12 protein-coding genes are annotated in these 11,186 nt (G+C 68.6%); 5 read left to right on the top strand and 7 right to left on the bottom strand.

The annotated features are described in order from the left end of the window. Positions 1 to 306 precede the first annotated feature (306 nt). The gene (locus KBW98_RS14570; RefSeq protein ID WP_211520870.1) at positions 307 to 1,119 is read left to right on the top strand and encodes a helical backbone metal receptor; all 813 of its coding nucleotides are present in this window, start codon (positions 307 to 309) and stop codon (positions 1,117 to 1,119) included. Positions 1,120 to 1,152: 33 nt separating this feature from the next. Here the strand turns inward: KBW98_RS14570 and KBW98_RS14565 are convergent, their stop codons facing one another. Further along, positions 1,153 to 1,527, bottom strand: coding sequence for an HPF/RaiA family ribosome-associated protein (locus KBW98_RS14565; protein ID WP_211520869.1), 375 nt, complete (start codon positions 1,525 to 1,527; stop codon positions 1,153 to 1,155). 174 nt (positions 1,528 to 1,701) lie between these two features. Here KBW98_RS14565 and KBW98_RS14560 point away from each other — a divergent pair, with 174 nt between their 5' ends. Continuing rightward, complete coding sequence (locus KBW98_RS14560; RefSeq protein WP_211520868.1) at positions 1,702 to 1,992, top strand: hypothetical protein; 291 nt, start codon at positions 1,702 to 1,704, stop codon at positions 1,990 to 1,992. Positions 1,993 to 2,029: 37 nt separating this feature from the next. Next, the gene (locus KBW98_RS14555; protein WP_211520867.1) at positions 2,030 to 3,583 is read left to right on the top strand and encodes a methyl-accepting chemotaxis protein; all 1,554 of its coding nucleotides are present in this window, start codon (positions 2,030 to 2,032) and stop codon (positions 3,581 to 3,583) included. 6 nt (positions 3,584 to 3,589) lie between these two features. Here the strand turns inward: KBW98_RS14555 and KBW98_RS14550 are convergent, their stop codons facing one another. The 5 genes from KBW98_RS14550 to KBW98_RS14530 form a co-directional block, all read right to left on the bottom strand. After that, on the bottom strand, positions 3,590 to 4,492 hold the full coding sequence (locus KBW98_RS14550; RefSeq protein ID WP_211520866.1) for a PHB depolymerase family esterase: 903 nt from the start codon (positions 4,490 to 4,492) through the stop codon (positions 3,590 to 3,592). A gap of 31 nt (positions 4,493 to 4,523) precedes the next feature. Next, a complete protein-coding gene (locus KBW98_RS14545) occupies positions 4,524 to 5,747 on the bottom strand; it encodes a HAMP domain-containing sensor histidine kinase (RefSeq protein ID WP_211520865.1) in 1,224 nt (407 codons plus the stop codon). Next, positions 5,740 to 6,462 carry a response regulator transcription factor gene (locus KBW98_RS14540; RefSeq protein WP_211520864.1) on the bottom strand — a complete coding sequence of 241 codons (723 nt, stop codon included), beginning with the start codon at positions 6,460 to 6,462 and terminating at the stop codon, positions 5,740 to 5,742. Before KBW98_RS14540 ends, KBW98_RS14545 begins: the two co-directional genes overlap by 8 nt. Before the next feature lie 49 nt (positions 6,463 to 6,511). Continuing rightward, on the bottom strand, positions 6,512 to 7,741 hold the full coding sequence (locus KBW98_RS14535; RefSeq protein WP_211520863.1) for an MFS transporter: 1,230 nt from the start codon (positions 7,739 to 7,741) through the stop codon (positions 6,512 to 6,514). 184 nt (positions 7,742 to 7,925) lie between these two features. Then, a complete protein-coding gene (locus tag KBW98_RS14530; RefSeq protein WP_211520862.1) occupies positions 7,926 to 8,948 on the bottom strand; it encodes a CDP-6-deoxy-delta-3,4-glucoseen reductase in 1,023 nt (340 codons plus the stop codon). 160 nt (positions 8,949 to 9,108) lie between these two features. Here KBW98_RS14530 and KBW98_RS14525 point away from each other — a divergent pair, with 160 nt between their 5' ends. Continuing rightward, positions 9,109 to 9,990: an NAD-dependent epimerase/dehydratase family protein gene (locus KBW98_RS14525; RefSeq protein WP_211520861.1), complete on the top strand. Its 882-nt coding sequence runs from the start codon at positions 9,109 to 9,111 to the stop codon at positions 9,988 to 9,990. A 22-nt stretch (positions 9,991 to 10,012) separates the two neighbouring features. Beyond that, positions 10,013 to 10,237 (top strand): hypothetical protein, encoded by a 225-nt coding sequence (locus KBW98_RS14520; RefSeq protein ID WP_373888949.1) that lies wholly within the window; start codon positions 10,013 to 10,015, stop codon positions 10,235 to 10,237. Between the two features lie 178 nt (positions 10,238 to 10,415). On the opposite strand, the gene KBW98_RS14515 is transcribed toward KBW98_RS14520, so the two are convergent. Beyond that, positions 10,416 to 11,123 (bottom strand): glycine-rich domain-containing protein-like, encoded by a 708-nt coding sequence (locus tag KBW98_RS14515; RefSeq protein ID WP_229429201.1) that lies wholly within the window; start codon positions 11,121 to 11,123, stop codon positions 10,416 to 10,418. Positions 11,124 to 11,186 lie beyond the last annotated feature (63 nt).

Raw genomic sequence — 11,186 nt, 5'->3', positions numbered from 1 at the left:
GGGCGCGGCCCCCCCCCCCCCCCCCCCCCCAAAACCCCCCCCCCCGCCCCCCCCCCCCCCCGCGGCCGCCCCCCCCCGCCACCCGCACTACCGCGCAGGACGCCAAGGCGGCGGCCACGGCGGGATCGACTTCGCCGCGGAACAGTTGCAGGTCGCGGGCGGTGTAGCGGGAAGCACCGAAGGTGCCGATGTGTTCCAAGTGATCCTCGAGCTGTCTAGACGTCCTTACAATCAAGGAATAATAACGCATTGCAACTGCGCTGCGGTGGGTGGCGTTTCATAAACAACAGTGGTCCAATAGCGGCCATGACAACTTTTACTCCCTACCCGAGCGACGCCCTGGGCGTCCGGCACCCGCCGGCGCCCGGCGCACGCATCGTTTCCCTGGTGCCCTCGATCACCGAGCTGCTGTGCGACCTGGGCCTGGCGCCCCAGCTGGTCGGCCGCACGGGTTTTTGCATCCACCCGCGCGACACGGTGGCCGCGATCCCCAAAGTGGGCGGCACCAAGGATGTGAATATCGAGAAGATCCGCAAGCTGGCGCCGACCCACGTGATCGTCAATATTGACGAAAATGAAAAACCCACCGTGGACCGGCTGGCCGAGTTCGTCCCGCACATCGTGGTCACCCACCCCCTGGTCCCGCGCGACAACCTGGACCTGGCGCGCCTGATGGGCGGCATCTTCGGGGTGGCGGACAAGGCCGAAGCCTGGTGCGCGGCCTTCGAGCACGAGCTGGCGCTGCTGCGCGCGCGGCCGCCCGGCCCACCGCGCACGGTGCTGTACTGCATCTGGCAAGACCCCTGGATGAGTATCTCGAAGGACACCTATATCGCGGCGATGCTGGCCGAGCTCGGCTGGCGCATCCCGGACCTGGGTGAAGCGCGCTATCCATGCTTCGACTGGTCGGAGCAGCTGGTTGGCCAGCTCGACGCGGTGCTGCTGTCGACCGAGCCCTACCGCTTTACGGAGGCGCATGCGGACGCGCTCGAGAAGCAGATCGGCATTCCCGTGTTGCTGGTCGATGGAGAGATGATGTCGTGGTACGGCAGCCGCGCGCTGGCGGGCCTGCGCTACCTGCGCGAACTGAGGACGATGCTGGAGGGCGGGGAGGCGTAGCGCACGCCCCTGAGGCGTGCGCTTGGGGCCGGATCAGGAATCCGTCAGGTGCTTGTCGGACAGCGGATCGTCGACGACCGGGGAAGTGTGCTTGTTCTTGTCCTGCAGGCGGCCGAGGGCGCTGTCGAGCGCACGCGCCAGCTTGCTGCCTGCGTTCTGCACCGCCTGGTGCAGGTCGGCCGCGTGCTCGTGCACGACCACAGGCGCGTAGCCGGAGACGCGCGCCTCCATCATGCAGGACTGGCCGCCGTCGGCTTTCTTTTCCTTGACCTCATTACTCAGGTGCACGTCGACACGGGTGACCTGATCGCTGAAACGTCCGATGGAGGAGTTCACGACGTTTTCCACGTGCTCGTCCAGGCCTTGGTGCTTGTCGATGGTGTTATCGGTATTGACATTGATTTGCATGAGTTTGCTCCTGTTGTCACGTTGACTTCATCTTACACGCGCCCGTGAATTCGCCGCGCCCGGTCCGCGCAAGCATGCGCCGCAGCATGTGTTGTATTTTCTCGAGTGCAACAATCCGTGAGACTTCGCAAGTTTCCGGTTCGTACAACAGGCATTTTCACATCGAGCGCTAACATGGCAAACGTATTCAGGCATCCAGGCACGGGACGCGAGGCGGTCGTCAGCGCCCGCTGCGTGCCCTGTGTCCTGTTTGCGAGCGTGGCCTACCTGGCGTACAAGAGGCTCTGGACGCATGCCCTGATGGGCTGCGTCATCCTCCTTGTGCCGGTATTCCTGTGCTGCGCCTGCCTGCTGAGTTTCACCTTGCCGCTCGTCCCGGTCGCGTACTCGATCGTGATCCAGGATCTCCTGGCCGCGGAATACCTCGACCGCGGCTGGGTCGAGATCGGCCCAGCCCGGCAATAAAGCGCTCCAACACACTCCTTCTCTCCGAAAGACCACCGTGTTATCCAACCTGAAAATCGGCACCCGCCTCGCGCTCAGCTTCGGGCTCGTGGCCACGCTCATGCTCGTCATCTCGGCGCTGGCGCTCAGCCGGCTCGGCACTACCGCCAGCGCCATCGACGCCGCCACCGCGATCTGGCGGGAACAGGTGGCGCCGCTCTACGAGATCCGCGAATCGCTGGCGCAGACCGGCATTGCGGCCCGCAACAGCTTCATCGTGCAGGACGAGGCCCAGGTCGGCGGCGAGCTGGCCATGCTCGACCAGCAGCGCCAGGCCTACATGGCGCGGCTCGACGCGCTCGAACCGGTGCTGGGCGGCAGGCCGGAGTTCGACAAGGCCAGCAAGGGCCTGCGCCAGATGGCCAAGGAGCTGGTGCGCCCGCGCCAGTTCCGCGAAAGCGGCCAGATGGAGGCTTTCTCGGCCTTCCTGATCAACGAGTGCAGTCCCTTGCGCCGCCAGATCGTGGAAGACCTCGACGCGGCCATCAAGGCGATCGAGACCGACATGAACCAGGCCGGCGACAACATCGCCACGGTGGCGGCCCAGTCGCGCTGGATCCTGGTCGCGATCTCGGCGCTGGCTCTGCTCACCGCCGCCGCCTTGGCCGCGATCGTCACGACCAGCGTCACTCGCCCGATTGCGCGCGCCTGCGCCTTCGCCCAAGCGATCGAGGGCGGCGACCTGACCGTGCGGCTGAACTCGCGCGCGAAGGACGAGCTGGGTTCGATGATGCGCACGCTGCACGGCATGCGGGTGGGCCTGGCCTCGATCGTGCAGGAAGTGCGCCAGGGCGCCTCGGCCATCTCGGCGGTCACCGACGAGATCGCGAGCGGCAACCGTCACCTGTCGGAACGCACGGCCTCGCAGGCGTCGTCGCTGGAACAGACCGTCGCCTCGATGGCGACCCTGACCGGCACGGTGCGCAGCAACGCCGAATCGGCCCAGGCCGCGCGCCAGGCGGCGGCAAGCGCTTCCTCGGTCGCGGCTACCGGCGGCGAGCTGATGGACAAGGTGGTCGACAAGATGAATACCATCGACGCCGCCTCGGCGCGCATCGTCGACATCATCGCCGTCATCGACGGCATCGCTTTCCAGACCAACATCCTGGCGCTCAACGCGGCGGTCGAAGCGGCGCGCGCGGGCGAGCAGGGACGCGGTTTCGCGGTGGTGGCGGGCGAGGTGCGCTCGCTGGCCCAGCGTTCCGCCGTCGCCGCCCAGGAAATCAAGGCCCTGATCGGCGAATCGGTGACGGCCATCGGCCAGGGTTCGCAGCTGGTGGGGCAGGCCGGCCAGACGATGGCGCAGATCGTCGCCAACGTGAACCGGCTGGCAGGCACCATGCAGGAGATCGCGGACGCCAGCCACGACCAGGCGAGCCGCGTGCACGAGATCAACCAGGCGCTGGGCCACGTGGATGGGCTGACCCAGCAGAATGCCGCGCTGGTGCAGGAAGCCTCGGCCGCGGCGCATTCGCTGCATGAGCAGTCGCAGCACCTGTCGGGCCAGGTGGGCAAGTTCCGTACCGTCCCCGCGGCCCTGTCCCTGGCCTGACCAGTCTCACTTGCGGTGCTGGCTGAAGAACTGCCACATCAGTTCATTGGCATCGACGTCGCGCGTGGTCTTCCCGATCGGCAGGCCGATGTTGAAAGGGTCGGCGCCCGGCCAGGTGTGGCCGCCGTCCTTGACCGTCACCAGCGCGACCTTGCGGCCGGCCTCGCCCTGTTCGAGGTAGCGCACCTCGGTGCCGTCGCCCTTGTCGGCATCGATCACGCGCGACTGCGCGGGCAGGGCGGTCAAGCCGTTGCGTTTCGCCCAGTAGCGCTGGCTGTCCTCGGCGGACAGGTAGCCGGTGCCGGTCGCCTTGCCGCCGTAGGCCACCACCTGGTCGGCCGTGCCGTGGATCAGCATCACGCCGACCTTGCCCGGCTTCGTCGGTGCTTCCTCATGCTGGACCAGCGGTTCCGGGGTCGGGCCGCCCACCGAGGCCACCGCCGCGAACACGTCCGGCAGGTCCGCCGCCAGGCGCAGCGCGAAGAAGCCGCCGCGCGACAGGCCGGTGGCGTACACGCGCGCCGCGTCGATGCGGTAGTCCTGCTTCAGCTTCGCCAGCAGCGCCGCGGTGAAGCCGACGTCGTCGGTTCCCCCCAGGTAGGGCATGTCGAAACCGACGTTCCAGTCCGACTTGATGCCCTGCGGGTAGACCACGATGAAGCGGTGGCGGTCCGCGCTCCGGTTCATCTGGCTGTACAGCATCTGCTCGGTCATGCTCATGCCGCCGCCGTGGAAGTTGAAGACCACCGGGAAGGAGCGCTGCGGCTCGCTGTCATAGGATGCGGGCGTGTAGACGATGTACTTGCGCTTTTCTTCCTTGTGGACGAGTTTGCCGACCTGGGCAAAGGCCGGGCTGCAGGCGCAAGCGAGGGCGAAGGACAGGGGGACGACGGCGATCAGGAATTTCATGGACGTGCTCCGAGTGAATGGAGCGCCCAGCTTATTCAGGCCTTGGTGAAATCGCGGTGAAATCCGGGCGGATTTCCACGCGATAGCTGGACGGGCCGGGATGGAAGGCGAGCTCCCAGCGCAAGGCCCGGGCGATGCGGGCGAGCAGGTCCTGTCCGTGCGAGAAGCCCTGCACGCGCCTGGGGCCTCCCGGCGCCAGGCTGTTGGCGATCACCAGGCGCCCGCCCGTCCACTGGATATCCAGGCGCGCGTCCGGGCCGCCGTGGAAGAGGGCGTTCCCCACGCAGTTGTTGACCAACAGCGCGGCCAGGTGAGGATTGCCGCTGGCGTCCAGCCTGTCCGGCAGGTCGATGTGCCAGCGGCTGGCGTCCCGGCCGCCCTGTTCGAGCACCCGCAGCAGGCATTGCTCGATGCAGGCGCGCAGGTCGAAGGTTTCGGCGCCGACCTGTTCGGCGCGCGCGAGTGCGAACAGGACATCGACCGTGTTTCTGATCTCGTCCAGGCTTGCACGCAGCTGCGCGGTTTCCGCGCCGCCGAGCGGGGGCGCCATGGCCAGGGTATTGTTCATGATGGTGAGCGGCGTGCGCAGCTCGTGGCCGACGTCGCGCGTGAAATCGTGCTCGCGCTGGAGGGCGGCCTGCAGGGCGCTGAAGCCCGATTCCAGGCGTTCGGCCAGGTAGCCGATTTCGTCCGGCCGGCCGCGCGCGCTGAAGGCGATCGGCTCGCCCGGACGCAGTGCGCGCGCTTCGGCGGCAAGGGCCTGTAGCGGCAGCACCAGCCGGCGCGCCAGCAGCCAGGCCAGCAGCAGGGCCAGACCGATCAGGCCCAGCGCCACGAAGACCAGGACGCCGCCCACGTCCTGGATCACCTTCGAGACCACCAGCAGGGGGGCGACATCGGCCAGCAGATAGATGCGCTGCGCCCCCGGCTCGAGCGCCATCAGGTGGTAATGGCGGCTGGCGCCGGCGAACACCTCGGCGCGGCGCTCCGACGGTCCCACGGCCTGGCGCACCGCGGCGGGCAAGGAGGCGAAGCTTGTGTGGACGGTGATCAGCTCGTTGCGCGCCGCCGGCACGCTGCCGTGCAGTGCGACATGGCGGGCGACGGCGCGCGCCTCGCGTTCCAGCAGGCGCTCGACCAGCATGTCCTCGGTGACGTAGGCGATGACGACCGCCAGGCCGGTGTAGCACAGGCAGATCAGCACCGTAAAGCCGGCCAGCGCGGAGAACAGGCCTTGCCGGATCGTCCTAGCCATCCCGGCCCGCCCCATCCGGATCGGCGCTCTCGTCCAGGTCCAGCCGGTAGCCCAGGTGTAGGACGGTGGCCAGCAGATTGCGTCCGGCGGCCTGTTCGAGCTGCTTGCGCAGGCTGTAGATGTGCGACTTGAGCGCGTCGCTGTCGGGCGGATCGTCGCCCCACAGCTGCCGCACCAGGCTGGAGCGCGCCACCGCCTGCGGGTGTTCCCTGCACAGCTGCAGCAGGATCTTGAACCCGGTCTGGGTCAGCGCCAGCGGCGCGTCCCCGTACAGGGCCCGCTTTTCGCGGGGCAGCAGGGTCAAGGGGCCAAGCCGCAGCTCCTGGCGCAGGTGCAGCTGGCCGCGCCGCGCCAGCGCTTCGCAGCGCAGGGCGAGTTCGCGCAGGTCGAAGGGTTTGGTGAGATAGTCGTCGGCGCCGTCGCGGAAGCCGCGTGCCTTGTCCTCGAAGGCGTCGCGTGCGGTCAGCATCAGCACCGGCACGTTGCTGGGCGCCTTGGCCTTGATCGCGCGGCAGACTTCCAGGCCGTCGATGTCGGGCAGGTTGAGGTCGAGCAGCACCACGTCGTAGGTGTTGCGGGTGGCCAGCTCGATGGCGAGGCGGCCGTTGCCCGCGTGGTCGCACTGCCAGCGCAGGCCGTCGAGGAAGCCCGCGACCTGGCGCGCAATCGTCGGATGGTCTTCGACCAGCAGTACGCTCAGCGAGGGGTGGTTCATCGATCGGGCAGCCGTGACAGGGAGCCCGATTGTAACGCGGCTGCAGCGCCTAGGCGCCGCTCTTTTGCCCGGCCTGGTGGGGGAAGCGGTCCATCCTCGAGAGCACCGGGAACAGCAGCGCCCACAGTCCGGTGACGAACAGGGTCGCCGCGCCGCCCAGCAGGATCGCACGCACCAGGCCCAGCCAGCCGGCCGTCACGCCCGATTCGAACTCGCCCAGCTCGTTGGAGGCGCCGATGAACACGGCGTTGACGGCGCTGACGCGGCCGCGGATCTCGTCCGGCGTCTCGTACTGCACCAGCAGGTGGCGGATGTAGACGCTGACCATGTCGCCCGCGCCCAGCAGGAACAGGGCGCCGAGGGCAACCGGGAAGCTGGCGGTCCAGCCCAGCACCAGGGTGCACAGGCCGAACACTGCGACGCCGCCGAACATCCAGGCGCCGACGCGGCGCGTGATGGGGAAGAAGGCCAAGGCGATCGAGCACAGGGCCGCGCCGGCGCCGGGCGCGGTGCGCAGCAGGCCCAGGCCGGTGGGGCCGGCGTGCAGCACGTCGTGGGCGTAGGCCGGGAGCAGGGCGGTGGCGCCGCCGAACAGCACCGCGAACAGGTCGAGCGAGATCGCACCCAGCACGATCGGGCGCGAACGCACGAAGCGCAGGCCTTCGAGCAGGGTATGCCAGCTGACCGGCGCCTTGCTCACGGTCTGCTGCACGCTGCGGGTCGCCGACATCAGCAGCACCGCCAGCGCCAGCAGGCAGCTCGACGTCATGTGCACCGTCTGCGGGCCGAACACGTAGAGCAGGCCGCCGATGATGGGGCCGGCGATCACGGCCACGTGGAAGGTCGAGGAGCCGAGCGCCACGGCCTGGCTGAAGTCGCGGTCCGGCACCAGGTTCTTCAGCACCGCCTGCGAGGCCGGCATCATGAAGGCGCGCGCGCTGCCGAACAGCACCAGGATCGCGAACACCGGCCACACCACCGTGCTGCCGCTGGCCGTGAAGGCCACCAGCATCAGGCTGCACAGGAGCTGGGCGGCCATGCAGGCCACCACGATCAGGCGGCGGTTGTGGCGGTCGGCCACGTGGCCGGCCCACAGGATCAGGACCAGGAAGGGCGCGAACTGCGCCAGGCCGATCAGGCCGAGGTCGAACAGGCTGCCGGTGATCTGGTAGACCTGCCAGCCGATGGCGACGCTTTGCATCTGGACGGCGAGGGTGCCGAGGAAGCGCGCGGACAGGTAGAAGGAGAGGTTGCGGTTGCGCAGGACGGCGAGGGACATGGAGCGTGCGGGGAAGGCGGGACGAACCTGTCATTGTGCACGAAACCACCAAAGCGCGCCGGCGTGCCTGTCTGTGGCTGGTGATGCATCGTAGGGTTGGCGGCTTCGCCGCCGACGCGTTCGGCAAGCCTTCGCGCGGCTATGCATGCACTGGTTGAACGCGTCGGCGGGAAACCCGCCGACCCTACGCCAGATCCGCTTCCGAGGTAAATGCGTCGGCGTAGAACTCCTCGGCCGGCAAGCCGCACTTCTCCGAATAATCGCTGCGTGCCGAATCCACCATGATGGGCGCCCCGCAGGCGTAGACCTGCCAGCCCGACAGGTCCGGGATGTCCTGCATCACGGCCGCGTGCACGAAGCCGGTGCGGCCTTGCCAGTTGTCCTCGGGCAGGGCGTCCGACACCACCGGCACGTAGCGGAAGTCCGGGAGCGTGGTTTCCCAGGCGCGGCACAGTTCGTCCATGTACAGGTCCTGGGGACGGCGGCCGCCCCAGTACAGGCGCACGGGACGCTCGGACTTCAGGTGCATCAGGTGCTCGACCAGGGCCTTGACCGGCGCGAAGCCGGTGCCCGAGGCCAGCAGCACGATCGGCTTGCTGGACTCCTCGCGCAGGAAGAAGGTGCCGAGCGGGCCTTCGAAACGCAGGATGTCGCGCTCCTTCATGGCGCCGAACACGTGGTCGGTGAACAGGCCGCCCGGCAGGTGCCGGATGTGCAGTTCGAGCGGGCCCTCGAAGGACGGCGCGTTGCCGATGCTGTAGGCGCGGCGCTTGCCGTCCTTGAGCAGGAACTCGATGTACTGGCCGGCGCGGTAGGCCAGCGCCTCGTTGGCCGGCAGCTGCAGGGTGACGATGGCGACGTCCGGCGCGGCCTTGCGGATGCCCGCGATCCGGGTCGGCATCTTGCGCACCGGGTAGTCGCTGCTGCCGCCCACTTCGCGCGCCTCGATCACGAGGTCGCCTTGCGGCACGGCGCAGCAGAACAGCGACACGCCCTGGGTCTTTTCGAGCTCGCTCAGGGCGCGCTCCTGGTGCGGCTTGTGGCCGACGGCGCCCTCGAGCACCTTGCCCTTGCACGAGCCGCAGGCGCCGTTCTTGCAGCCGTAGGGCAGGCCGATGCCGGCGCGGATGGCGGCGGCGAGGACGGTTTCGTCGTCCTCGCAGGTGAACTGGTGGCCGCTCGGCTGGACGGTAACTTGGTAGGTCATGCGATATCGTCGGTTAGGCGCCTGCTGGTGCAAGCTGTTGATCTGATGGGGCTTTTGTACGTAAGGGCGCTATTCTACACCGGCCCCGCGAGGGCCGGGGAACGCCTCCCGGGACGCTGTGCTAGAGTACCGGGCCTTGACCTGTCCTACGTGTCCCGCCATGACCCAGCCTTCCGCCTTCGACCGTCCGCGCCTGCTCATCGTCGGCTGCGGCGACGTGGGCATGCGCCTGCTCCCGCTGCTGCGCGGGCGCTTCCGCGTGTTCGCCCTGACCAGCCAGCCGGAGCGCCGCGCCGCGCTGCGCGCCGCCGGGGCGGTGCCGGTGGTGGCCGACCTCGACCGCCAGCACACCCTGGCGCGCCTGCGCGGCCTGGCGCCCTGGGTGCTGCACCTGGCGCCGCCCCAGCCGGACGGCGCCCAGGACCTGCGCACGCGCCGCCTGGTCGCCGCGCTCGGCGGCGTGACGCACATGGTCTATGTCAGCACCAGCGGGGTCTATGGCGACTGCGGCGGCGCCCTGGTGGGCGAGCAGCGTCCGGTGGCGCCGCGCAATGCGCGCGCCCGGCGCCGGGTCGATGCCGAACGCGTGCTGCGCGCCTGGGCCATGGCGAGCGGCGTCCGGCTGGCGATCCTGCGCGTGCCGGGCATCTATGCGCAGGACCGGCTGCCGCTCAAGCGCCTGGAGCAGGGCACGCCGGCCCTGCGCGCGGAACAGGACGTGTACACCAGCCATGTGCATGCGGACGACCTGGCGCGGATCGCCATCCAGGCCCTGGTGCACGGCCGGCCGGGCCGGGTCTACCATGCGGTGGACGATACGCGCATGAAGATGGGCGAGTATTTCGACGCGGTGGCCGACGCCTTCGGCATGGCGCGCCCGCCGCGCCTGCCGCGCAGCGAACTGGAAGCGGTGGTGTCGCCGGTGCTGCTGTCCTTCATGTCCGAATCGCGCCGGCTGGACAACACGCGCATGAAGCGCGAGCTGCGCGTGCGCCTGCGCTATCCCGACGTGGCCACGGCGCTGCGGCTGGCCGTACAATGACGGCCCCGATGGAGAAACCCCGATGATGACCTACGAAGAATACCTGGACGAAGTCACGACCCTGATCGCCGAAAAGTACAATCTCGACGATGCCGCCGCGATCAAGATCGTGGTCGACGCCCAGAACGCCGAATACTTCGTCGCCCACGACGACAAGCCGGCCATGCGCACCCTCGACCGCGCCCATGCCGACGCACGCACCCTGTACCAGGCAAGCGCCTTCGCCAAGCCGGGCCGCCGCAAATAAGGGCGGGCGCCAGCCGCCTGCCCGTTTCACCCCTGTCGTTTCACCGGCCGCGCCGCGCGTGGCCGGCGTCCCCGTGCAAACTCACATGTATTTCTTGCCGAGTACTTAGGAAGGAAAAAGAACCGCGGGCGGCGCGGCGGAAGCTGTCCGCCGTACCGGCCGCGGGTGGATGGGTGGATCAGGCCGCGAGCAGCGCCTTGCCTGGCGAGGCGCACCAGGCGGTCTGGTTCGCCGTGGCCAGGGCCTTGCCCGGGGCGGCGCACCATGCGGTCTTCACGGCCTCGGCCAGGACCTTGCCGGGCGCGGCGCACCATGCGGTATCGCTGTCCTTGGCCAGGGTCTTGCCCGGCGCGGCGCACCATGCGGTATCACAGCCTTGCGTGGCCTGCTTGCTGGGCGCCGCGCACCACGCGGTGTCCTTGCCTTGCGCGGCCTGCTTCCCAGGCGCAGCGCACCATGCCGTCTCTCCCTGGACCAGGGCCTTGCCTGGCGCGGCGCACCACGCGGCGTCGCCGGCTTCGAGCTGCGGCTTGCCGGGGGCGGCGCACCAGGCTTCCTGGCCGCTCGAAACCACGCCGAATTCGGCGGCAACCAGTTCGCGCATGCGTTCGCCTGCGCGCACCTGTTCGCCCTCGACGGCCCCCTCGCCGATGCCGACGTAAGGATAATGGTGCAGGAAGTAGCCGAACACCTGCTCGCAGTCGCGCGCGTATTTCATGGTGTCGAGGATGTGGTAGTGCCAGAAGGTGTCGACGTCGACCGTCGGCGATGCCTGCTCGTCGGGGTATTTCTTCATCAGGAACAGGAAGCGCCGGTATTCCGCTTCGACAGCGTTGGCGCGCACTTCGGACCAGCCTTCGCCGGATTCCACGTGCATGAGTTTCATCTTGATCGGTGTGAGGTCAAGTGCTTCAAAAGCTGCAAATTCAGTTTTCGTCGACATCGTGTT

The organism is Massilia sp. ST3 (genome assembly GCF_018119405.1).
GTDB lineage: Bacteria > Pseudomonadota > Gammaproteobacteria > Burkholderiales > Burkholderiaceae_D > Telluria.
Note: the sequence above shows the minus strand (reverse complement) of the source record. Positions and strands in the feature narration are given on the sequence as shown.

Excerpts from the sequence above, each read along its gene's own strand:
- KBW98_RS14570 (WP_211520870.1), top strand. The coding sequence starts at position 307 with ATGACAACTTTTACTCCCTACCCGAGCGACGCCCTGGGCGTCCGGCAC.
- KBW98_RS14565 (WP_211520869.1), bottom strand. The coding sequence starts at position 1,527 with ATGCAAATCAATGTCAATACCGATAACACCATCGACAAGCACCAAGGC.
- KBW98_RS14560 (WP_211520868.1), top strand. The coding sequence starts at position 1,702 with ATGGCAAACGTATTCAGGCATCCAGGCACGGGACGCGAGGCGGTCGTC.
- KBW98_RS14550 (WP_211520866.1), bottom strand. The coding sequence starts at position 4,492 with ATGAAATTCCTGATCGCCGTCGTCCCCCTGTCCTTCGCCCTCGCTTGC.
- KBW98_RS14545 (WP_211520865.1), bottom strand. The coding sequence starts at position 5,747 with ATGGCTAGGACGATCCGGCAAGGCCTGTTCTCCGCGCTGGCCGGCTTT.
- KBW98_RS14540 (WP_211520864.1), bottom strand. The coding sequence starts at position 6,462 with ATGAACCACCCCTCGCTGAGCGTACTGCTGGTCGAAGACCATCCGACG.
- KBW98_RS14535 (WP_211520863.1), bottom strand. The coding sequence starts at position 7,741 with ATGTCCCTCGCCGTCCTGCGCAACCGCAACCTCTCCTTCTACCTGTCC.
- KBW98_RS14530 (WP_211520862.1), bottom strand. The coding sequence starts at position 8,948 with ATGACCTACCAAGTTACCGTCCAGCCGAGCGGCCACCAGTTCACCTGC.
- KBW98_RS14525 (WP_211520861.1), top strand. The coding sequence starts at position 9,109 with ATGACCCAGCCTTCCGCCTTCGACCGTCCGCGCCTGCTCATCGTCGGC.
- KBW98_RS14520 (WP_373888949.1), top strand. The coding sequence starts at position 10,013 with ATGATGACCTACGAAGAATACCTGGACGAAGTCACGACCCTGATCGCC.
- KBW98_RS14515 (WP_229429201.1), bottom strand. The coding sequence starts at position 11,123 with ATGAAACTCATGCACGTGGAATCCGGCGAAGGCTGGTCCGAAGTGCGC.